This window comes from Allomuricauda sp. CAU 1633, from assembly GCF_017313225.1.
Taxonomy (GTDB): domain Bacteria; phylum Bacteroidota; class Bacteroidia; order Flavobacteriales; family Flavobacteriaceae; genus Flagellimonas.
Window position 1 is genome coordinate 364,220 of sequence record NZ_JAFLNE010000002.1, and the last position, 19,450, is coordinate 383,669.

The 19,450-nt window shown below is 40.9% G+C and carries 22 protein-coding genes; 14 read left to right on the forward strand and 8 right to left on the reverse strand.

What is annotated here, in order from left to right:
* Positions 1-55: 55 nt before the first annotated feature.
* Positions 56-694, forward strand: coding sequence for a DUF1684 domain-containing protein (locus J0X14_RS06535; protein ID WP_207096962.1), 639 nt, complete (start codon positions 56-58; stop codon positions 692-694).
* Positions 695-755: 61 nt separating this feature from the next.
* On the opposite strand, the gene J0X14_RS06540 is transcribed toward J0X14_RS06535, so the two are convergent.
* The 5 genes from J0X14_RS06540 to J0X14_RS06560 all read right to left on the reverse strand — a co-directional run bounded on the left by J0X14_RS06540 (position 756) and on the right by J0X14_RS06560 (position 4,421).
* Positions 756-1,796, reverse strand: a complete 1,041-nt coding sequence (locus J0X14_RS06540; protein ID WP_207096963.1) for an outer membrane beta-barrel protein — start codon at positions 1,794-1,796, stop codon at positions 756-758.
* A gap of 133 nt (positions 1,797-1,929) precedes the next feature.
* Positions 1,930-3,210 carry an ammonium transporter gene (locus tag J0X14_RS06545; protein WP_207096964.1) on the reverse strand — a complete coding sequence of 427 codons (1,281 nt, stop codon included), beginning with the start codon at positions 3,208-3,210 and terminating at the stop codon, positions 1,930-1,932.
* Between the two features lie 32 nt (positions 3,211-3,242).
* Positions 3,243-3,581, reverse strand: coding sequence for a P-II family nitrogen regulator (locus tag J0X14_RS06550; RefSeq protein ID WP_067037582.1), 339 nt, complete (start codon positions 3,579-3,581; stop codon positions 3,243-3,245).
* 269 nt (positions 3,582-3,850) lie between these two features.
* On the reverse strand, positions 3,851-4,225 hold the full coding sequence (gene crcB, locus J0X14_RS06555) for a fluoride efflux transporter CrcB (protein ID WP_207096965.1): 375 nt from the start codon (positions 4,223-4,225) through the stop codon (positions 3,851-3,853).
* 16 nt (positions 4,226-4,241) lie between these two features.
* Complete coding sequence (locus J0X14_RS06560) at positions 4,242-4,421, reverse strand: hypothetical protein (RefSeq protein WP_207096966.1); 180 nt, start codon at positions 4,419-4,421, stop codon at positions 4,242-4,244.
* Between the two features lie 342 nt (positions 4,422-4,763).
* Here J0X14_RS06560 and J0X14_RS06565 point away from each other — a divergent pair, with 342 nt between their 5' ends.
* The gene (locus J0X14_RS06565; protein WP_207096967.1) at positions 4,764-5,150 is read left to right on the forward strand and encodes a nucleoside triphosphate pyrophosphohydrolase family protein; all 387 of its coding nucleotides are present in this window, start codon (positions 4,764-4,766) and stop codon (positions 5,148-5,150) included.
* A 34-nt stretch (positions 5,151-5,184) separates the two neighbouring features.
* Here the strand turns inward: J0X14_RS06565 and J0X14_RS06570 are convergent, their stop codons facing one another.
* Positions 5,185-6,252 (reverse strand): branched-chain amino acid aminotransferase, encoded by a 1,068-nt coding sequence (locus J0X14_RS06570; protein ID WP_207096968.1) that lies wholly within the window; start codon positions 6,250-6,252, stop codon positions 5,185-5,187.
* Positions 6,253-6,358: 106 nt separating this feature from the next.
* Between J0X14_RS06570 and J0X14_RS06575 the strand changes: the two genes are divergently transcribed.
* The 10 genes from J0X14_RS06575 to J0X14_RS06620 all read left to right on the forward strand — a co-directional run bounded on the left by J0X14_RS06575 (position 6,359) and on the right by J0X14_RS06620 (position 15,836).
* Positions 6,359-6,829 (forward strand): DUF4920 domain-containing protein, encoded by a 471-nt coding sequence (locus J0X14_RS06575; RefSeq protein ID WP_207096969.1) that lies wholly within the window; start codon positions 6,359-6,361, stop codon positions 6,827-6,829.
* Between the two features lie 2 nt (positions 6,830-6,831).
* Entirely contained in the window at positions 6,832-7,494 is a 663-nt protein-coding gene (gene mnmD / locus J0X14_RS06580) for a tRNA (5-methylaminomethyl-2-thiouridine)(34)-methyltransferase MnmD (protein ID WP_207096970.1), read from the forward strand.
* A gap of 137 nt (positions 7,495-7,631) precedes the next feature.
* Positions 7,632-8,594 (forward strand): TIGR01777 family oxidoreductase, encoded by a 963-nt coding sequence (locus J0X14_RS06585; protein ID WP_207096971.1) that lies wholly within the window; start codon positions 7,632-7,634, stop codon positions 8,592-8,594.
* A 131-nt stretch (positions 8,595-8,725) separates the two neighbouring features.
* A complete protein-coding gene (locus tag J0X14_RS06590; RefSeq protein WP_207096972.1) occupies positions 8,726-9,301 on the forward strand; it encodes a nucleotide exchange factor GrpE in 576 nt (191 codons plus the stop codon).
* A gap of 6 nt (positions 9,302-9,307) precedes the next feature.
* Positions 9,308-10,426: a molecular chaperone DnaJ gene (gene dnaJ / locus J0X14_RS06595; protein ID WP_207096973.1), complete on the forward strand. Its 1,119-nt coding sequence runs from the start codon at positions 9,308-9,310 to the stop codon at positions 10,424-10,426.
* Between the two features lie 183 nt (positions 10,427-10,609).
* Positions 10,610-11,548 (forward strand): ABC transporter ATP-binding protein, encoded by a 939-nt coding sequence (locus J0X14_RS06600; protein ID WP_207096974.1) that lies wholly within the window; start codon positions 10,610-10,612, stop codon positions 11,546-11,548.
* Positions 11,538-12,869, forward strand: coding sequence for an ABC transporter permease (locus tag J0X14_RS06605; RefSeq protein WP_207096975.1), 1,332 nt, complete (start codon positions 11,538-11,540; stop codon positions 12,867-12,869). The genes J0X14_RS06600 and J0X14_RS06605 overlap by 11 nt, the downstream gene beginning before the upstream one ends.
* A gap of 3 nt (positions 12,870-12,872) precedes the next feature.
* The gene (locus J0X14_RS06610; RefSeq protein WP_207096976.1) at positions 12,873-13,760 is read left to right on the forward strand and encodes a mechanosensitive ion channel family protein; all 888 of its coding nucleotides are present in this window, start codon (positions 12,873-12,875) and stop codon (positions 13,758-13,760) included.
* Between the two features lie 43 nt (positions 13,761-13,803).
* Complete coding sequence (locus tag J0X14_RS06615; RefSeq protein WP_242527942.1) at positions 13,804-14,661, forward strand: DUF6268 family outer membrane beta-barrel protein; 858 nt, start codon at positions 13,804-13,806, stop codon at positions 14,659-14,661.
* Positions 14,662-14,672: 11 nt separating this feature from the next.
* Positions 14,673-15,836 carry a sigma-54-dependent transcriptional regulator gene (locus tag J0X14_RS06620; RefSeq protein WP_207096978.1) on the forward strand — a complete coding sequence of 388 codons (1,164 nt, stop codon included), beginning with the start codon at positions 14,673-14,675 and terminating at the stop codon, positions 15,834-15,836.
* A 2-nt stretch (positions 15,837-15,838) separates the two neighbouring features.
* Here the strand turns inward: J0X14_RS06620 and J0X14_RS06625 are convergent, their stop codons facing one another.
* The gene (locus tag J0X14_RS06625; RefSeq protein WP_207096979.1) at positions 15,839-16,552 is read right to left on the reverse strand and encodes a hypothetical protein; all 714 of its coding nucleotides are present in this window, start codon (positions 16,550-16,552) and stop codon (positions 15,839-15,841) included.
* Positions 16,553-16,733: 181 nt separating this feature from the next.
* Between J0X14_RS06625 and J0X14_RS06630 the strand changes: the two genes are divergently transcribed.
* On the forward strand, positions 16,734-17,618 hold the full coding sequence (locus J0X14_RS06630) for a PPK2 family polyphosphate kinase (RefSeq protein ID WP_207096981.1): 885 nt from the start codon (positions 16,734-16,736) through the stop codon (positions 17,616-17,618).
* Complete coding sequence (locus tag J0X14_RS06635; protein ID WP_207096982.1) at positions 17,615-19,012, forward strand: M20/M25/M40 family metallo-hydrolase; 1,398 nt, start codon at positions 17,615-17,617, stop codon at positions 19,010-19,012. The genes J0X14_RS06630 and J0X14_RS06635 overlap by 4 nt, the downstream gene beginning before the upstream one ends.
* 5 nt (positions 19,013-19,017) lie before the next feature.
* On the opposite strand, the gene J0X14_RS06640 is transcribed toward J0X14_RS06635, so the two are convergent.
* Entirely contained in the window at positions 19,018-19,449 is a 432-nt protein-coding gene (locus tag J0X14_RS06640) for a DUF1801 domain-containing protein (RefSeq protein ID WP_207096984.1), read from the reverse strand.
* Position 19,450 lies beyond the last annotated feature (1 nt).

Genomic DNA, 19,450 nt, shown 5'->3' on the forward strand with positions numbered 1-19,450 from the left:
GTACTAAGGTAGCATTAAGAATGATTTCTGCTACTTTTGCAATAAAATTACACGTATGAAATATCCAATTTTGGTTTTTGCTTTGTTGATACTGTCCTGTGGAAGAGGTAAAAAGTATCATGATGAAATATCAGAAGAACAACCAAAATCTGTACTGGTAGCCGATATTTTGGAGTTTCAAAAGGAGATGAACGAAAGCATGAAAGATCCTGAAAGTTCTCCATTGCCCGATAGACATCGAAAGGATTTTGAATCATTGGATTTTTTTGAACCTGATACCTCGTATGTGGTCAAGGCCAAGTTTGTCCGAACTCCAGATGCCATCCCTTTTTTAAATCCCACTACAACCGATAGAAAAACAGAGGAAGTGGTTTATGGCGTTGCCCATTTTACTTTGAATGGAAAGGAACACCAGTTGGAAGTGTACCAAAGTTTGGGTTTGTTGGATCAAGAGGAATATAAGGACTATCTGTTTTTGCCTTTTTTAGACGACACCAATGGAAATGAAACCTATGGTGGTGGGCGTTATATAGATTTGTCTATTCCCGAGGGTGATACGTTGGTCATCGACTTTAATAAGGCCTATAACCCATACTGTGTGTATAATAAAAAGTACTCCTGCCCTCTAGTGCCAAGGCAAAATTATTTGAGAACTAATGTGAGAGCAGGAGTGAAAAACTTTTTAAAAGACTAAAAAAGCCTTAATCCCGGGGGAGTAAGGCTTTCTATTAGCATTAAAATTTAATTTCTTGGGCCTAGAAAGAGTAGATTGCTGCAATCAAGAAAGAAGCCTGATTGCTAGTTACGGCTCCGTCGCTATCAAAATAGGGCTCAACATCATTACCCCAAGTGTCCAAACGAACTTCAGGTTTTATGATCAGATTGTCCTTTGTAAAGCTGCCAGTAAGTGTCAATCCAAGAACAGGAGCATCTTCATCACTTGCATCATCAGTAAAGGTCATATACTCCCCACGTAGTCCAAGAGCAAAGCTGTCAGATGTGGTAATCTGTGGGTAAATGGCTGCGCCATAAAATCCGGTTCCAGTTTCTGAGTTATCGTTATAGGCAGCGTTGATTCCAAAGAAAAAGTCCTCAGTAATATCAAATCCACCGGTGTAATCGATTTCAAAACCAAGACCACCGCTTTTTCCGCTGTCGTAATACAGGTTCAAGAATTGGCCATAAAAACCTAATTGACCACCTAAGGAATACTCCCCGGTACCACTAATGTCGTTAGTATCCCATGGATTCATTACGGCAAGCATAAGGCTTACATCATCAGATAGTGCAAAATCTGCTTTTACCCCCAAATGTGAAAAAGGTCCGTTGGAGAATAAGTAAGAAACACTATAGTTGAAGTTAGCCTGAGGCGCTATTACCTCATATCCTAAAAATGTATTGAAACGACCCATGGTAAGAGTAGTTCCTTCAGATACATTCCAGTATACATAGGCCTGATTGATGATACCGTTAAGAACATCGTTTTCAAAAGTGGCTTCGGTACCTCTAGGTCCAAAAACCAAGTCAACTACAACACCCGTATCTCCCATGTCGTAGGTACCTACCAAATTGGCCATACCCAATGCAAAACCAGTTTGATTTGCGAATGAAGTAAAGCTGCCAGTTGTAGCTTCACCAGCATCATGGAACGTTGTTCTAAAGTAGGCATCTACAGAGCCACCGATGGATAGTTTTGGTGATTCTTCCTCTTCTTGTGCAAAAGCACTAACAGAAATCAATGCCAATGCGGCGAAAGCTAATTTTTTTACGAAATTTGTTTTTATAATCGTTTTCATATCATAATCATTTTAAGTTGTCCCTTTGGGACAGAGTTGTTTAAACTGTGAGTTGTGTTTGAAAAGGTTATACAACGGAGCGTTTGGCAGAACGCTCCGTTACCTTTTATACTTATTGAGTTGTGTTTGAATTTTATTTGTCCTGTGAAATGTGCTCAGGATAGGCTTCGATTCCGTGTTCATGGATATCCAACCCTTCAACTTCTTCTTTTTCAGAAACACGTAGTCCGATGGTCTTTTTCAAGATGAACAGTACAACGAATGAAGCTGCAGCAGCCCAAAGGATGTATGACAAGGAACCATAGGTCTGTACCCAAAGAAGTTTTGCACCTCCTCCGTAGAACAATCCGCCGTCCAAGGCAAAAAGTCCGATCAATACGGTTCCTAGGAAACCACATACACCGTGTACGGAAATAGCACCTACAGGATCATCGATTTTTAATTTCTTATCGATGAATTCAATGGACAATACCACTACAATACCGCATGCCAATCCTATGGCCAATGCGCCCCATGCGCTTACAGAACCACAGCCAGCGGTAATACCTACCAATCCGGCCAAAGCACCGTTCAAAGTCATGGAAATATCAGCCTTACCATATCTTGCCCATGTAAAGAATAGAGCACCAATGGCGCCAATGGCAGCGGCAAGGTTAGTGTTGATGATCACGCTGGTTGCACCAACAGTGTCACTTCCGCCCCAAGCCAATTGCGATCCTCCGTTAAATCCAAACCATCCCAACCAAAGGATAAATACACCCAAGGCGCCAAAGGCCATATTGTGACCTGGAATGGCTTTCGCTTCTCCATCTACATATTTTCCAATTCTTGGACCCACCAAAATGGCAGCCACCAATGCAGCAGCACCACCAACGGCGTGTACTACGGATGAACCTGCAAAATCAACGAAACCAGCTACGTTCAACCAAGCATCGTCATCAAAAGGCCAGTACCAGCTACCAGAAATTGGGTAAATCAATGTGGTCAATACTGCCGAAAAAATCAGATAGGTTGAAAATTTGGTTCTTCCAGCGATGGCTCCAGAAACAATGGTTGCTGCTGTAGCACAGAATACGGTCTGGAAGAATAGGTTGTACCAATCATCGGCACTAAAAAACCAATAACCTTGGTCTGCGGGGCTTGAACGGAAGAATCCACCGCCCACTAAATCGCTACCGTACATAATGGCATATCCAAATGCCCAAAACATTACTGAACCTACGGCCAGATCCATAACGTTCTTCATAATAATGTTCCCGGTATTTTTGCTACGGGTAAACCCTATTTCCAACAAGGTGAACCCAGCTTGCATGAAGAATACCAAAATGGCAGCTAAGGTAATCCAAAGCGCTCCCATATCGCCGGTGATTGCTTCCACGGCTTTATCTATTGCTTCTTGTTCTTGTACAATCATAATCTAAGTTTTTTGAGTTTTTGGTTATACTTTTAATTGATTCCAGCACTACCGCTTTCCTTGGTTCTGATTCTGTACGCTTGGATCACATCTGAGACGAAAATTTTTCCATCTCCCACATTTCCTGTGCTTGCTGTGTCCAACAATACATTTACGGTCTTGTCTAGAAAGTCATCTGATACTACGATAACCAAATACCTCCGCTGTATATCGCTGGTACTATAGGAAATACCACGATACACATGTCCTTGTTTCTCATTTCCAACCCCAGTTACATCCCAGTAACTGAAGAAGTTAACCTCAATTTGATGAAGGGCTTTTTTCACCTCATCAAATTTGGATTTTCTAATAATTGCCTCGACTTTTTTCATAATTAAGTAGTTAATTGATCACTCAAATATATGTTAATTCAATCAAGACCATGAAAAAATGGAGGGTATTGATGGGATTTTTATGGTTATAAAAAAAATACCCCACATATTTTAGGGGTATCGGATTTTAATCTATTGTTTGTTAAAAATTTTTTGATTTTTTCTTAACATTTAGATTATATGCATTATGATTTCATATCAAAATCATCGATTTCGATACTTTATGTTTAGTTTTTAACAAAAATTAACTATAAAAATGAAATTTATAACTATTCCCCAAGTTTGGAGAGCCATAATCCCAAAACAACGGCTAAAATGCCAATGACAATACTTGAGATCATGTAAATGGAGAAATGGAACAGTTCACTGTTCTTCAGAAGAAAGTGTTTTTCAAAAGCAAAGGCAGAGAATGTTGTAAAGCCACCACAAAATCCTGTGGCTAAAAACAGCGTACTGTTATAGGAAAGAATATTACCTCTTGCCGACAGCCCTAAAACGAGCCCAATGAGAAGGCATCCAATGATGTTAACCAAGAAAGTTCCAAAGAAGAAATTTGGAGATAAAATATTTAGGGGTTTGGAAATCAAGTAACGTAGTACGCTACCAAATCCCCCACCCAGAAAAACAAGAAGAGCCTGTTTCATCCCCTAAAGGTACAAACTATACGGCTTCTTTGTATTCGGTTTCGGAGGCCTCGCGGGGGAAGAGTTTGGTAATCGTAGTCTCCGAAATTTTCTGAATTGGTTTTCTAAACCTTTCGCCAGCTCCGTTGACGCTAAAAATCAACAGAAGTGCATTAATAGCAAGCAAAATGAAAAGAACGCTAAAAATTGTGGTCATTTGATGTGCTAAATTAATGTTAAACAAAAGTACGTTTTTTCCTATAGTTTGCGAACAAAAGTGATAGTATAGTTGTGAAACCCATCATTTTTGTTGCGTATGCAATCTGGCTGTTAATTTTTGAGGAAGTACTTAATCAAAAAGAGAATAATTATAAAAGTCACAAACGAAACGAGTATCCACAGAACACCTTTGTAGTTTTTTTTGTGCAGCTTTTTGTCCTTTTTATACGAAAAAGAGATGATTGCAATAAAGACGATCAAAAAAAGTGCTGCAAAAATTAACTGCCCGGTGCTGAACATATTTTATATTTTTACGCAAAGCTAAATCAAAATACCTGCAATGGAAAGTAAAATAAAAGCGGTTGAACTGTTTCACAACTCCTTTGGTCTTGGCGTTTCGCAACAACCCAAAGCCAACTTAGGTGAAGAAAAGAACCAATTGCGGTTCAATTTAATGGATGAGGAGAACAAAGAATATCTGGAAGCTGCCAATGAGGGCGACTTAATTGAGGTGGCCGATGCCCTGGGGGATATGTTGTACATTCTTTGTGGAACCATACTGGAACATGGCATGCAATATAAAATTGAAGAGGTCTTTGAAGAAATCCAACGCAGCAACATGAGTAAACTGGGAGCCGATGGAAAACCTATTTATCGTGAAGATGGAAAAGTACTGAAGGGCCCGAATTATTTTAAACCGGACATTCAAACCATAATGGACAGATAAAAAAAGCACCTTATATATAAGGTGCTTTTTTGTTTTAGACGACTTCGTGTCGCCATCCAAATTTATCTTCAGCCCTATTATATTGAATATCGGTGATGCGTTTTTTCAGCAAAGCGGCGTAGCTATCCTCTAATTCAGGAAGGTCATAATCCACCCCTTCATAACCAAAGGCTGATATGGGCGATACCACCGCAGCGGTACCCGCACCGAACATTTCTTTAAGTGAGCCATTCTTGGCAGCTTCCACCACTTCCTTCACAGAAACTTTTCGAATCTCGGTCTTGATGCCTTCATCTTCGGCAATGTCCAAGATGCTTTTACGAGTAATCCCATCTAGGATACGGTCATTAGTGGGAGCAGTCAATAAAGTATCATTGATTCTAATGAAAACATTCATGGCACCGGCCTCTTCAATAAACTCGTGGTTGTTGTCATCGGTCCAAATCACCTGTTGGTACCCTTTTTCGGCAGCCAAACGAGTTGGATAGAACTGACCCGCATAATTTCCGCCAGTCTTGGCAAATCCAACACCACCATTAGCGGCTCTTGAATATTGTTTTTCGATAAGTACCTTCACTTTTCCAGAGAAATAGGAGCCAGAAGGTGCAAGGGCTATAATAAATTTGTATTCATCGGCAGGAGAGGCATGAAAACCGTTACCCGATGCAAACATAAATGGTCTAATATATAAGGAACTTCCAGCGCTCTGAGGAATCCAGTCACTGTCCACTTGCAAAAGTGCTGTGAGCCCATCCATAAAAGACGATTCAGGAAGTTCTGGCATGGCCATTCTTTTGGCCGACTTGTTCAGGCGCTTAAAATTTTCCAATGGTCGAAACAACCAAACACTGCCACTTTCATCTTTGTAAGCCTTCATTCCTTCAAAAATGGATTGACCGTAATGGAAAATTTTTGAAGAGGGATCTAGCGTAATGGGCTGGTAAGGAACAACCTTTGGCGCTTGCCACTGCCCGTTCTTATAATCACAGACGAGCATATGGTCGGTAAAAATGCTTCCAAAGGAAAGGTTATCAAAATCTACATCTTTAATTTTTGATGTTTTGGCTTTCTCGATTGTTACGTTGTTCATTACTGCTTCCATATCACTAACTTTTGGAAGGTTAAAATTAGCTATTTATCACTAGTTTTTGTTATTTCATGTTTGTAATTTCAATTCTTGACGAAGAATTTCTCAAAAGCTGATAAAAATGAGACCTTTTAACATATATCCTGTCGTTTTCTTACTGTTTTTGATGAATATGGCAATGGCCCAAGAGACTGTATCGGGGAATTATTATGGCGAAGCCTTTAAAATTCAGGAAAGTATAAAGGAAAGAGCAACCATTTATAATCACCTGGCGGTTACTGATACGCTCATGACCCAAATGACGGGAACAATTAAAGAAGTTTGTCAAGTGAAAGGTTGCTGGATGAACATTACCTTGGATTCTGGGGACGAAGTTTTTGTGCGATTCAAGGACTATGGCTTTTTTGTTCCTACCGACGCTACCGAAAAGACCGTTTTTATGAACGGACTGGCTTTTTTGGAAGAAATGTCAGTGGAGGACCAAAAACACTATGCAAAAGACAGTGGTGCATCGGAAGAAGAAATAGCCCAGATTAAAGAGCCGGCCCATATTCTTCGTTTTGAAGCGGACGGTGTACTCATCAAAGATTGAGTTTGAAACGTAGAATCATTACCACAGGCGACGGCTCAAAAACCATCCAAATAGAGGATTGGGATGAGCAGTATCATTCCAAGCATGGTGCCATTCAAGAAGCCTACCACGTTTTTATAGAACACGGTCTTCGATTGTTCAAAAATGACCATATCAAACTCTTGGAAATAGGTTTTGGTACTGGACTGAATGCCCTTATCACTTTTTTGGAAGCTCATAAGCAACAACTCAAAATAGACTATGTTGGTGTAGAGGCCTTTCCGGTTTCCATGGATGAAGTCAACCAATTGGATTATAGTGCACAGCTGCATGCAAATGAACATCAACAGCTGTTTAAAAAAATGCATCAATCCCCTTGGGAAGAGAACATATCCATTTCCGAGGCTTTTTCATTGCTAAAACAACAAAAGGATTTTATGGAAATAAGTGAGGATGATTTGTTCAACCTTATCTATTTTGATGCGTTTGGCGCTCGTGTGCAGCCTGAGCTTTGGACTGAGGAACTTTTTGAAAAAATGTTTAGGGCATTAAAAAAAGACGGGATATTGGTCACCTATGCTGCCAAAGGCAGTGTAAGAAGGGCATTGCAAGCTGTAGGCTTTGCCGTGGAGCGCTTACCCGGTCCACCGGGCAAACGAGAGATGCTCAGGGCGACAAAAAAGTAAGGTTTTGCCAATGTTGTGTTAATAGCACACGCATGGACACTCTTAAAATCATTTAAAGTTTAAACATTTGTGTTAAACCTAAATTAATACCTCAAAAACAGTCACTTAAACCGCTAAATTTGTATCAAAATGACTGTATGAAGGTGTTGATCACAGGGGCAACGGGGTTAGTAGGACAGGCAATTGTCGGTGTCCTGCACTCTAAAGGTATAGCCGTTAATTATTTGACTACCCAAAAAGATAAAATATCCCATTCTGAAACCTACCAAGGATTTTATTGGAATCCCAAAAAGGGAAAAATTGACCTAGATTGTTTCAAGAATGTTGGCGCTATCATCAATTTGGCAGGTGCCAGCATTGCCAAACGATGGACACCTATTCGCAAAAAGAAAATACTTTCCAGCAGGATCAATAGTCTCAGAACATTGTATCGAGGTATGGAACAGGTGGACATATCTTTAATGGATTCATTTGTCTCCGCTTCCGCCATTGGTATTTATCCCGATTCCCTTTCCAAGTTTTATGATGAAAATATAACAGAAGTGGACGATAGTTTTGTGGGAGAAGTGGCCCAAAAATGGGAAAAAGAGGTTGATGTCTTCGAAAAATTTGACATTAACGTTTCCAAAGTGCGCATCGGTATTGTTTTGTCTATGGACGGTGGGGCATTACCACAAATGATGGCGCCCATTAAAAATTTTGTAGGGGCCCCTTTGGGAAGTGGTGATCAATGGCAATCTTGGATACATATTGAAGATTTGGCCCAAATGTTTGTATTTATTCTAGAGAATGATTTAAAAGGCACCTATAATGCCGTGGCTCCAAACCCTATCACCAATGCCAAAATGACCAAGGAATTGGCAAGGGTAATGGACAGACCGTTATGGATGCCCAATGTCCCAAAGTTTGTGCTGAAGACGCTCTTGGGAGAAATGGCGTATTTATTGTTTTCCAGCCAGCGGGTGAGTAGTAAAAAAATTGAAAACGAGGGATTTGGTTTTCAATATCCCAATATATGTGTGGCCCTTCAGGAGCTTTACGCTGAGAAAGATGAAAAGGAAAACGCTCCCATAGATTCCACGAAAAAAGAATTTGTCTAGGCACTGTCATTACAATTCTTTCGATACAAAATCCGCCTAGGCGGGTTTTTTTATGTTTTGTGGTGACATTTTGACATTTTTGGACAATTGGCAGTACTTTTGCCACTTCAAAAAGGATAAAATAAACGTATATGAGCAAGAAAAGTAAGGTTGAGGAAATGGATGAGGCAGCACAAGAGGCCCAAACAGTAGAAAATCCTGAGCTGAACGAGAAACATATAGATACGGAAAACGCGACGGAAGAAAAGGAGGAAATTTCAGTGGAAGATCAGTTGCGTGAAGATTTGGCCAAGGAAAAGGATAAGTTTTTGCGACTTTTTGCTGAATTCGAGAATTTTAAGAGAAGAACTTCCAAAGAACGTATGGAGTTGTTCAAAACAGCAGGGCAGGAAGTAATGGTCTCATTATTGCCCATTCTTGATGATTTTGACCGTGCGCTGAAAGAACTCTCCAAATCTGAGGACAAGGAAATGTTCAAAGGGGTGGAACTCATCAGCAATAAGTTCAAGGAAACCCTAAAAGCGAAAGGACTGGAGCAAATAGAAGTTGGGGAGGGCGATACTTTTGATGCCGAAGTACACGATGCCATCACCCAAATCCCAGCACCCAATAAAAAGATGAAGGGAAAGATTATTGATGTCGTTGAGAAAGGATTCAAACTGGGCGACCGTATTATTAGACATCCCAAGGTTGTTGTTGGAAACTAAGATTTTATGAAAGAGGATTTTTACGACATATTAGGCGTTTCAAAAGGGGCATCCGCAGCCGAGATAAAAAAGGCCTACAGGAAAAAAGCCATTGAATTCCACCCCGATAAAAACCCGGGTGATGCCAAGGCAGAGGAGATGTTCAAAAAGTCGGCCGAGGCCTATGAAGTGTTGAGCGACCCTGACAAACGCGCTAAATACGACCAATTTGGTCATGCGGCCTTTGATGGAAGTGGCGGCTTTGGCGGTGGAGGCATGAACATGGAAGACATTTTCAGTCAGTTTGGGGACATCTTTGGTAGTGCTTTTGGTGGTGGATTCAGCGGATTTGGTGGATTTGGCGGTGGCGGACAACGTCGCGTTAAAGGAAGCAATCTCCGTATCCGCGTAAAATTGACCTTGGATGAAGTGGCCAATGGTGTTGAAAAGAAAGTAAAGGTACGCAGAAAAGTTCAGGCTGAAGGGGTGACGTATAAAACCTGTTCAACCTGTAACGGTAGCGGCCAAATCACCAAGATTACCAATACCATTTTAGGTCGAATGCAAACGGCAACTACCTGTACCACATGCGGAGGGTCTGGTCAATCCATAGACAACAGGCCAGCTGGGGCAGACGCCCAAGGGTTGAAAGTGGAGGAGGAGACCGTTTCCATAAAAATCCCACCAGGTGTGGAAGATGGTATGCAGCTAAAGGTAGCCGGTAAAGGTAACGGAGCACCAGGGAATGGAATTCCGGGCGATTTATTGGTGGCCATTGAGACCATTGAGCATGATACCTTAAAAAGAGAAGGCGATAACCTGCATTACGATTTATACGTCAGTATTTCTGAAGCGGTTCTGGGCTGTTCCAAGGAAATAGATGCCATAGGAGGAAAGGTTCGCATTAAATTGGAAGCTGGAATTCAATCCGGAAAAATATTAAGATTGCGTGGCAAGGGAATCACCAGTATTAATGGATATGGTAGTGGGGATTTATTGGTTCACGTCAACGTTTGGACCCCAAAAGAGCTAAATAAAGAGCAGAAAGAATTTTTTGAGCGGATGCAAAATGATGAAAATTTCATCCCAAAGCCCGAAAAATCAGATAAATCCTTCTTCGAGAAGGTAAAAGATATGTTCTCATAACAATAAATATTATTCTGTTTAAATAAAAAACGTATATTTGAGACTGATGTTGGGTGACCAATATCTAATTTTCTTTTTCATAGCAATTTTTTTCCCATCCTTGAATTTTTTAAGGGTGGGTTTTTGTTTTTATGGGATAAGGGTCTTTTTGACCAAATACATATCTTTGAAAAAATAGTTTACATGGATCATATCCTTGTTGCCAAAAATGTTTCCAAAATGTACGGAAACTATACTGCGCTGAGCAACATCTCACTCAACATACCTAAAAATTGCATTTATGGTCTCTTGGGACCCAATGGTGCTGGAAAAACCTCATTTATTCGCATCATTAACCAAATTATCTACCAAGATTCCGGGGAAATTTTGTTTGATGGAGAACCTTTGGCACCCAAACACATATCCCTAATCGGTTATCTGCCGGAAGAACGCGGTCTATACAAAAGCATGAAGGTGGGAGAACAGGCATTATACCTGGCTCAATTGAAAGGATTGACCAAACCTGAAGCCAAAACCCGATTAAAATATTGGTTCGATCGTTTGGATATTGCCGATTGGTGGAACAAAAAAGTCCAAGAGCTTTCCAAAGGAATGGCTCAAAAAGTACAGTTTATTGTTACGGTGCTCCATCAACCTAAACTTTTGATTTTTGATGAGCCTTTCAGTGGTTTTGACCCCATAAATGCCAATATTATCAAAGATGAGATTCTTCAGCTAAAAGAACAGGGAACTTCCATTATATTTTCCACCCACCGAATGGAATCTGTGGAAGAGCTTTGTGAATATATAGCACTGATTCATAAATCAGAGAAAATATTGGATGGAAAACTGTCCGACATTAAAAAAGCGTACAAGAACAATATTTTTGATGTGGGACTTCGGGTGCAGCAAAACGAAGATACATTGATGAAGAATTTGGAAGAAAAATTCAACATTATAGGGCCAAAGTTTGATGGTGAGGAGCATCAATTGGATTTTAAGATTCAATTACCATCCGAGGAGACCGCGGGCATATTGGCCGAACTATCTAAAATGGCCAACATAAACCGTTTTGAAGAAACCATTCCTTCGGCCAACGATATCTTTATTCAAACCGTAAATAATAAGGATAATGGTAAGTAAGCTCGGTTTGATTATAAAGCGGGAGTATTTAGCCAAGGTGCGGAACCGCTCTTTTATTGTCATGACCATTTTGAGTCCGTTGTTAATTGTGGGCATGATCGTTCTTATTGCGTATCTCACCAAAATAAATTCGGATGAGGTGCGGGTAGTCTCAATTCTGAACGAAAGCAGTTTTTTTCAGCATCAGTTCAAACCCACCAAAGGGATTTCCTATCTCTATTTGGACGGCATTAGTTTGGATGAGGCCAAGGATTCCACCAAAGCACTCGAGTACGATGGTCTATTGCACCTTCCCAATGAAAAAGATGCGGAGAAAGTGGCAAACTCAGCCTATCTCTACACAAAGGATAATCCCAACACCACAATCATCCAACAATTGGAATCCGTTTTTCAACGGCAGCTGCGCCAAGACCGATTGCAAAAACTGGGTGTTTCTTCGGACCAATTCTCACAGATAGAGCAACCTTTTGACCTGCAACTGGCTACTTTTGATGGTGAGAAAAGTGTAAAGGGCATCAATGAGATCAAAGCGTTCATTGGAGGAGGGTTTGGTTATGCCATAATGATGTTCATTATTATTTATGGTGGTTTTGTGATGCGCAGTGTCATCGAAGAAAAGACCAGTCGAATTATTGAAGTGATCATTTCTTCCGTAAAACCTTTTCAATTGATGTTGGGGAAGATTATTGGAACGTCCTTGGCGGGCATCACCCAATTTACCATTTGGCTTATCTCTGCATCCGCTTTGCTATTGTTGGCCGTTACATTTTTGGGGATTGATTTGGGTGAACTTTCCGGTAGCTCCACAGCCATGCCCGGCATGTCGCAATACGCGTCCATGGACAGTGATATGCTCATGTATGCCCGGGAGATATTGGACATTCCTTGGGCTCTTTTAATTATCTCTTTTTTCATTTATTTTGTATTGGGGTATTTGATCTATAGTTCCATTTATGCAGCTATAGGAGCAGCGGTGGACAATGAAACCGATACACAGCAATTTATTTTTCCTATAATACTTCCATTAATGTTGGCCATTTATGTAGGTTTCTTTTCGGTTTTTAGCAATCCGCATGGTCCCATAGCCGTCGGGTTTTCGTTATTTCCCTTAACTTCACCTATAGTTATGCTTATGCGTCTCCCCGGAGGGGTGGGTGAAGGAGGAGTGCCGCTTTGGCAATTATTGTCGTCCATAGCTTTGCTTGCCTTGACCTTTTTGGGAATTGTGTCGCTGGCATCACGAATTTACAAGGTTGGAATTTTAATGTATGGCAAAAAACCTACCTACAAAGAACTGGTCAAATGGTTAAGATATAAATAGCAGATGCAGCAAGAGACAAAAGAAATAAAGGAAATCATTGAAAACGATATCTGGGGAACCCTAAAGGACTTTTTGGATCTTGGTTTTCATCTGGGTTCCGGTGAAAAATCCATCCATTTAACGGTTGGGTTGTTATTGCTTTTGACTGTTGCTTTGTTTGGAGCCAATTTCATCCTAAAGTGGCTCAGGCATTTGCTCACTCGGAAGATGGAGCGGGAAGACAAGCAGAAGTTTGTCAGTATTTTTAAGTTTATCAACTATGTGGTCTATTTGGTGGCCGTGTTGGTAACCCTCAGTGCCGCAGGAATTGACATTACCTTGATCATAACCGCTTCCGCAGCTCTTTTTGTTGGTTTGGGGTTGGCTTTGCAGGAACTCTTCAAGGATATTTTGGGAGGCATCTTCATCATTGTGGATAAATCCCTGCAAGTGGGTGATATTGTTGAGGTTGATGGTAAAGTAGGGAAGGTCTTTGAAATAAAACTGAGAACAACCCGTGCCATAACCAGAGACGATAAAGTCTTGATTTTGCCCAACCACAAGTTTATAAGTGACATTGTTTACAACTATACCCAAAATCACAAGACCACCCGCGAAAGTGTAAGCGTTGGGGTAGCCTATGGTAGTAATGTTGAATTGGTGACCCAGATTTTGGAGCAAGTGGCGGCAGAACAAAAGCAAGTGCTTAAAAACCCCAAGCCTTTCGTGCTTTTTGATGACTTTGGGGATTCGGCCCTAGTATTTTCCATTCACTTTTTTACCAACGATAGTTTTAGCGATCCCCGGATAAAAAGTGAAATGCGTTATAAGATCAATACAAAATTCAAAGAAAATAACGTTACTATACCGTTCCCACAACGCGACGTACATATTTTTCAGCAAAAACCTTAAGAAAATAAAAACCTTTATATATCATACTGCAACTAGGGGATTGTTGGTTTCCCTTGCAATACTCTACTGCCATATTGGATCAGGACAGAGCACCGATGTTTTTAGGATTGATTACTTGAACATTCCAGAAAATGACCAGGGAATAAAAACCCAGCGCTATAAGCTGCTTTTTAACCTTCCCATACAATTGAACCAAAAAAAAGACTACCTCATTACTGGGTTGGAATACAATAGGTTCGATATGGACTATTCACAAAATTTACCTTTTGATAAAAGTGAACTGATTCGTTTTCATGTCATTGACTTGAACTTGGGACTTATCACCAAATGGAATGAGAATTGGAACTTGGTTACCATTCTTACACCACGCATGGCCTCCAACTTTATTACAGGAACCATCACCGATGATTTTTTCCTGAACGCCACGGCCGCTTTTTGGAAAGAGAAGCCCAATGCGGATAGACCCTATAGGATTGTATTGGGATTGACCTATAACAGTACCACCGGATTACCCGTTCCCTTGCCCTTGATCAATTATTACCGAAAATTTCATCCCAAGTGGTCTTATACCCTTGGTATACCCCGTTCCAATTTTAAACATCACATCAACGAAAAGCATTCTTTGGAAATGGCATTATTCTTGGATGGGTACTTTATAAATATCCAGAATAATATTGCTTTGCCCAATGATCAAGTAGCATCCAAAATATCATTGACCGCTTTGGTGGCTTCCGTGGGATATCAGTATAACGTAACAAAGAACATGTCGCTCTTTCTGATGGCTGGACGCTCCATTGAACAAGAAGGAAAGTTGCGGGATGACGATGAAGATGATGTATTTTCGTTGAATGACGAGGCAAATTTTTATATTAGGACTGGCTTCAAAATAGGAATTTTTTAAAACAGAAAATTATGCCGAAGATTTTGGTTATTGAGGACGAATCCGCCATTAGAAGGGTTTTGGTGAAAATTTTGGTAGAAGAAAGTGACACTTACGATGTCCAAGAAGCCGAAGATGGCCTAAGTGGTATCGATGCCATCAAAAAAGATGACTTTGATTTGGTGCTTTGCGATATAAAAATGCCAAAAATGGACGGTGTTGAAGTTTTGGAAGCCGCTAAAAAGATAAAACCCGAAATTCCCTTCATCATGATTTCAGGGCATGGTGATTTGGACACAGCAGTGAATACCATGCGGATGGGTGCTTTTGATTATATCTCTAAACCCCCAGATTTAAACCGTTTGTTGACCACCGTTCGTAATGCTTTGGACAAAAAGGAACTTGTTGTGGAAAACAAAAATCTGAAGAAGAAAGTCTCCAAAAATTATGATATGATTGGGGACAGTCAGGAGATAGGTACTATTAAGGACATGATTGAAAAGGTAGCGCCCACCGATGCCCGGGTTTTGATCACAGGTTCCAATGGTACGGGAAAAGAATTGGTGGCACATTGGCTCCATCAAAAAAGCAATCGTTCTTCTGCTCCTTTTATTGAGGTGAATTGTGCCGCAATTCCTTCGGAATTAATAGAAAGTGAACTCTTTGGCCATGTAAAAGGCGCCTTTACCTCCGCTGTAAAAGATAGGGCGGGAAAATTTGAAACCGCCAACAAGGGTACCATCTTTTTGGATGAAATAGGGGATATGAGCCTTTCGGCCCAAGCCAAAGTACTTAGGGCCTTGCAAGAAAATAAGATTTCCCGGGTGGGTTCCGATAAAGACATTAAAGTTGATGTGCGGGTTTTGGCTGCCACTAATAAAGATTTGAAAAAAGAGATTGAAGACGGCAAGTTTAGGGAGGATCTCTATCACCGTTTGGCCGTTATCTTGATCAAAGTTCCTGCATTGAACGAGAGACGTGATGATATTCCGTTGCTTGTTGAACATTTCTCGGCCAAAGTCGCTTCAGAACAGGGCATTGCACAGAAAAACTTTTCCAAAAAGGCCATAGAATTACTCAAAAAGTACGACTGGACCGGAAATGTGCGTGAGCTTCGCAATGTGGTGGAACGATTGATTATTTTAGGAGGAAAAGAAGTTTCCGAAGAGGATGTAAAACTCTTTGCCAGTAAGTAAAATTACTTTGCATCGCATTTGCCTAATCGGTTAAGGGCTTCCTGTGCCAATGTTTTTACCCGTTGGTGATATTGTTTTTTATGTTTCGAAAGTTCAGTGTTTAGCAACACCAGCCTAGCTTCTTCATGAATGTTATTGATGAATCTATGCGCTTCTTCGCATTCCACTTCACTAACTACTTTGTCCAAGGATGATTCAAAACCTAGAAGACAACTATGCACTTGTTCTCTAATGGTATGCGTAGGAGTTAAAAATAATCCGTCTTGGTCATTTAGGGCATCTTTGGTGTTCAGAACCAAAATATCATTGCCATAGGTGCTGGCAACTTCCTGTTCAAATATTCGAAGCACCTTTATTCCGATTAAAGTGGTTTCCAAAGCCAAGTGCAATGCTTTTTTTGAAGTTTCAAGAGTTTCCGCCTTTGTCGCCTGTTTAAGCTCGTAAGTAGCACCTTCCAGACTTTCAATGGTGCCTTCGCAACCACAATCCAAAAAATTCGCCTTGGTTTTTTCAATGCCGTTTAATGCTTTATATGCATTGTATTTTGAGACTTGCAAGTCATCGGTTACAATGGCAGCCTCTATCTTACTTTTAATGTACTCTAAATTGGAGTTGGCATATTCGCAGGCGTTGCGAATAGTAAAAGAAGACATGAACCATAATAGAATCATGCCTAATACAAAGACTACAAGTAGGATAATAGTTCTTGTTTTCATAACGCTTAATGATTTGGGACAGTGCGTCATTGATTTCCACGAAGTTAGGTCAAGGGGTCAGCCAAGTGCGAATAAAATCGATAAAAATACATTCTATGTCCATAAGTGGTAAAAGTATCGATGAACGGCACTTTTTTATTCGGGGTTGAAGGAGTGGCCAAAAAGAATTATATTCATTCCTATGGAAAAAATCGATACAGATTCATATCAGGTTAAAGGCGAAATAAAAATAGCCGAACTAAACACCCACGAAGATTTTGGAGCTTCAGAGAAGGAACTCAAAAAAGAATTGAAGGACATCCGTAAAAAATTGGGCGAATTTCAGGACACCTTGTACGCCCATGGAAAATATGGTGTCTTATTTTGTTTGCAGGGCATGGATGCCGCAGGAAAGGATAGTCTTATACGCGAAGTCTTCAAAGATTTTAATGCAAGAGGGGTGGTGGTTCACAGCTTTAAAGTGCCCACTTCCTTGGAATTAAGGCACGATTATCTATGGCGTCATTATATTGCTCTTCCGGAACGGGGTAAATTTTCAGTCTTTAATCGCACCCATTATGAGAATGTGTTGGTCACCAAGGTGCACCCAGAATACATCTTGAGTGAAAATCTTCCTGGGATTGAGTCCGTCTCAGACATTGATGATGTTTTTTGGGAAAAACGGTATCAACAAATCAACGATTTTGAAAGACATGTGGCTCAAAACGGGACCATCATTTTCAAGTTTTTTCTTCATTTGTCCAAAGAAGAACAACGCCAACGCTTATTGCGCAGGTTGCGGTTAAAGCGGAAAAATTGGAAATTTTCCCCTGGGGATCTTAAAGAGCGAAAAATTTGGGATGTCTATGAAAAGTGTTATGAAGAAGCCCTGAGCAAGACTTCGAAAGCACATGCGCCTTGGTATGTAATTCCTGCTGATAATAAACCAGCGGCCAGGGTCATTGTGGCCTCCATTCTGCTGGAAGCGTTAAAAAAGTACAAAGATATTCAGGAACCCGAGCTTGACGAGGAAATAAAGGCTAATTTAGAAACCTTTAAACAGGAACTGGAAAAAGAGACCCCATGAGAATCGCGTTGCTTTGTACCTTTTTATTGGTAAACACCTTATTTTTTGCACAATCTTCGGATGAAAAACAGATGAAGGCCATTTATGACATGGCTTTGACTGAAGGTAAGGCCTATGACTGGCTAAACTATCTTTCCAATCAGATAGGAGGGCGACTTTCAGGGTCAGTGCAGGCTCAACATGCGGTGGAATACACCAAGGACCAACTGGATTCTTTGGGATTGGATCGGGTATGGCTGCAACCGGTTATGGTGCCCAAGTGGGTAAGAGGTACTCCTGAGTTCGCATTTATAGAGACCAAGCCTGGACTTACCACCAATGTACCCATCTGTGCTTTGGGTGGTTCTGTGGGTACCCCAGATGGCGGTCTAAAGGCTAATATTGTTGAGGTACAAGGAATCGAAGACCTGGAAAGATTGGGACGAAAAAAGATTGAAGGTAAAATTGTCTTTTACAATCGGCCCATGGAGCCAACTTTGGTAAACACCTTTGCCGCTTATTCCAATTGTGTGGACCAGCGCTATTCTGGTGCGGCCGAAGCTGCCAAGTACGGTGCTTTGGGTGTAATCGTTAGATCTATGAATCTGCGGTTGGACGATTATCCGCACACGGGATCCATGGGTTATGGTGATACACCTGTAAAAAACAGGATTCCTGCGGCGGCCATTAGTACCAATGGAGCCGAATTATTGAGCACCACCTTAAAATTGAATCCCGACATCAAGTTTTATTTTAGACAAAATTGCAAACAGTTGGAAGATGTACAATCCTATAATGTAATCGGTGAAATTACAGGAAGTACCTATCCCAATGAAGTTATGGTCGTTGGCGGGCATTTGGACTCGTGGGATTTGGGTGATGGCTCCCATGATGATGGTGCAGGTTGTGTTCAGAGCATGGATGTATTGCGACTTTTAAAGGAAACAGGTTACAAACCCAAACGAACGCTGCGTGTGGTATTGTTTATGAATGAGGAAAATGGCCTTCGAGGTGGGAACAAATATGCCGAAGTGGCCCAAAACAAAGGTGAAAACCATGTGTTTGCCTTGGAAAGCGATTCGGGAGGGTTTACGCCCAGAGGGTTTTCCTTTGACTGTTCCGAAGAAAATTTTGAGCAAGTACAAAGCTGGAAAGGCTTGTTTGAACCTTATCTGATCCACCTTTTTGAAAAAGGATTCAGTGGAGCAGACATCGGTCCCATGAAGAATGAGAGTATTGTGCTAGCCGGACTTGTACCGGATTCACAACGGTATTTTGACCATCACCATGCCGAAAACGATACATTTGAACATGTAAACAAACGGGAATTGGAATTGGGGGCCGCTACTATGGCCAGTTTGGTCTATCTTGTTGACAAATATGGAATCGTTCCATCACAGAAAATAAAAGGGTAAAGAATCTATATTCCCAAAGTGGGCAAGTGTTTTACTTTATGGTACATAAGGGCTGCGCCAATACAGTTTTTCAGTTCCTCTGTGGGAACAGTGTCATCCATTCCAAAAACAATGGCTCTACTTCCTTCAAAAACAAATAGGTCGTTATAGACCATTTTAAAAGTGGGTACCAATTTGCTGGTACATTGAAAATACAAAGCGTATTGATTGGGTTTTTTGGGCTTCCAATCCATCCTGATCGTACTTCCATTTTTGGTCACGTAGCTGGGTTCGCCCCATTTTAAAGTTTCGCCCATACGGTTGATTTCTTTGTTTTCCTGAGCCACCTCAATAATCAATTCTCTCAGCGCTTCCAATTTTTTCCGAACCGGGTCTGGGTAGTTTTTGAAAATGGCTTCAACCTCTGGATTAGTGCTTATTTGTAGACCCTCCTCCATG

Excerpts from the sequence above, each read along its gene's own strand:
- J0X14_RS06535 (WP_207096962.1), top strand. The coding sequence starts at position 56 with ATGAAATATCCAATTTTGGTTTTTGCTTTGTTGATACTGTCCTGTGGA.
- J0X14_RS06540 (WP_207096963.1), bottom strand. The coding sequence starts at position 1,796 with ATGAAAACGATTATAAAAACAAATTTCGTAAAAAAATTAGCTTTCGCC.
- J0X14_RS06545 (WP_207096964.1), bottom strand. The coding sequence starts at position 3,210 with ATGATTGTACAAGAACAAGAAGCAATAGATAAAGCCGTGGAAGCAATC.
- J0X14_RS06550 (WP_067037582.1), bottom strand. The coding sequence starts at position 3,581 with ATGAAAAAAGTCGAGGCAATTATTAGAAAATCCAAATTTGATGAGGTG.
- crcB (WP_207096965.1), bottom strand. The coding sequence starts at position 4,225 with ATGAAACAGGCTCTTCTTGTTTTTCTGGGTGGGGGATTTGGTAGCGTA.
- J0X14_RS06560 (WP_207096966.1), bottom strand. The coding sequence starts at position 4,421 with ATGACCACAATTTTTAGCGTTCTTTTCATTTTGCTTGCTATTAATGCA.
- J0X14_RS06565 (WP_207096967.1), top strand. The coding sequence starts at position 4,764 with ATGGAAAGTAAAATAAAAGCGGTTGAACTGTTTCACAACTCCTTTGGT.
- J0X14_RS06570 (WP_207096968.1), bottom strand. The coding sequence starts at position 6,252 with ATGGAAGCAGTAATGAACAACGTAACAATCGAGAAAGCCAAAACATCA.
- J0X14_RS06575 (WP_207096969.1), top strand. The coding sequence starts at position 6,359 with ATGAGACCTTTTAACATATATCCTGTCGTTTTCTTACTGTTTTTGATG.
- J0X14_RS06585 (WP_207096971.1), top strand. The coding sequence starts at position 7,632 with ATGAAGGTGTTGATCACAGGGGCAACGGGGTTAGTAGGACAGGCAATT.
- J0X14_RS06590 (WP_207096972.1), top strand. The coding sequence starts at position 8,726 with ATGAGCAAGAAAAGTAAGGTTGAGGAAATGGATGAGGCAGCACAAGAG.
- dnaJ (WP_207096973.1), top strand. The coding sequence starts at position 9,308 with ATGAAAGAGGATTTTTACGACATATTAGGCGTTTCAAAAGGGGCATCC.
- J0X14_RS06600 (WP_207096974.1), top strand. The coding sequence starts at position 10,610 with ATGGATCATATCCTTGTTGCCAAAAATGTTTCCAAAATGTACGGAAAC.
- J0X14_RS06605 (WP_207096975.1), top strand. The coding sequence starts at position 11,538 with ATGGTAAGTAAGCTCGGTTTGATTATAAAGCGGGAGTATTTAGCCAAG.
- J0X14_RS06610 (WP_207096976.1), top strand. The coding sequence starts at position 12,873 with ATGCAGCAAGAGACAAAAGAAATAAAGGAAATCATTGAAAACGATATC.
- J0X14_RS06620 (WP_207096978.1), top strand. The coding sequence starts at position 14,673 with ATGCCGAAGATTTTGGTTATTGAGGACGAATCCGCCATTAGAAGGGTT.
- J0X14_RS06625 (WP_207096979.1), bottom strand. The coding sequence starts at position 16,552 with ATGAAAACAAGAACTATTATCCTACTTGTAGTCTTTGTATTAGGCATG.
- J0X14_RS06630 (WP_207096981.1), top strand. The coding sequence starts at position 16,734 with ATGGAAAAAATCGATACAGATTCATATCAGGTTAAAGGCGAAATAAAA.
- J0X14_RS06635 (WP_207096982.1), top strand. The coding sequence starts at position 17,615 with ATGAGAATCGCGTTGCTTTGTACCTTTTTATTGGTAAACACCTTATTT.
- J0X14_RS06640 (WP_207096984.1), bottom strand. The coding sequence starts at position 19,449 with ATGGAGGAGGGTCTACAAATAAGCACTAATCCAGAGGTTGAAGCCATT.